The organism is Methylobacterium sp. A52T (assembly GCF_053346095.1).
The window spans coordinates 1-1074 of record NZ_JBKFBI010000299.1 but is presented as its reverse complement, the minus strand read 5'-3'; the positions used below and the strand labels follow the sequence as shown (position 1 = coordinate 1074).

1 pseudogene is annotated in these 1074 nt (G+C 80.3%); it reads right to left on the bottom strand.

Features of this window, described 5'->3' with window-relative positions:
* Positions 1-1074 (bottom strand): annotated as a pseudogene (locus ACLBYE_RS30490) (molybdate metabolism regulator); the annotation flags it as partial.

Sequence of the window (1074 nt, the reverse complement as noted above, 5' to 3'; positions counted from 1 at the left end):
GCAGCCGGTCCAGGCGCCCCGCGCCCCGGCCTCCCTCGGCCGCCACCCAGGCGCGGGCGGTCTCGTGCCCGTGGCGCGCGGCGAGCGTCACGGCCCGGGGGCCGTAGGCGGGCTCTCCCTTGCCCTGGAGCGCGCCGAGATAGGCCCGCAGCATCCAGTCGGGGAAGGCCGCGTCGGCGGCGTCGAGGGCGTCGCGGACCAGCTTGGTGCCCACGAAGGGCAGGAGCGCGTCGAGGGCGTCGGCGGCGCGGGTCTCCAGCAGGGCCCGGGCGACGATCGTGCGCTCGGGGCCGACCGCCCCCTCCAGCAGCCAGACGAGGCCGGGGGTGGCCGGCTCGCCGGCCGCGTCGGCGACGGCGATCACCGTCGCGGCGGCCTCCTCGGCCCCGACATCGCAGGTCGCCAGCGTCGCCCGGTGATACGGCGCGGCGTACCAGGGCGCGGCCTGCGCGGGCGGCAGGTCGACGATCAGCGGCAGGGCGACGTGGGAATTGCCGTAGGCCTTGGGGTCGGGCGGGTCGCAGCGCGCCAGCACCGCGCGGGCGGAGAGGGCGTGATCGGCGCCGGGCCGGTCGTCCGCGAAGATCACCGCGAGCCAGCGGGCGAGGGTGGGCTCCGGCTCCGAAGCGGCGAGCCGGAGGGCCGCGTCCAGGGCCTCCGCGTACGCCGCCTCGGGGGCGGCGACCAGGGCCGCCCGGAGACCCGAGGTGGTGGGAATGTCCCAGGCCGAGACCGGGAGCGAACCGTAGCGGCCGGAGGGGCGGGGCCGCAGCCGGTCGAGCAGGGCCACGAGGGTCCCCCCGGTGCCGGAGCGGGCCACGAGCCAGCGGGCGAGATGCGTGAACGCCGCCCGGGCCGCCGGCCCCTGCGGCCCGGGCTTGGCGCCCCAGGGGCGCTGGCGCAGCGCCGGGCAGGCCGCCTCGAGCTGTTCCAGCCAGGCGCGGACCTCGTCCGGGTCGAGGGCCGGCGGCGCGCCGTCGAGCCGGGCGGCGAGGGCCTCGGCCGGAGCGTGCGCCTCGTCCGGGGCGGCCGCCAGCAGCGGGCGGATCCGCGCCGCGGAGGGGGCCCACGGGG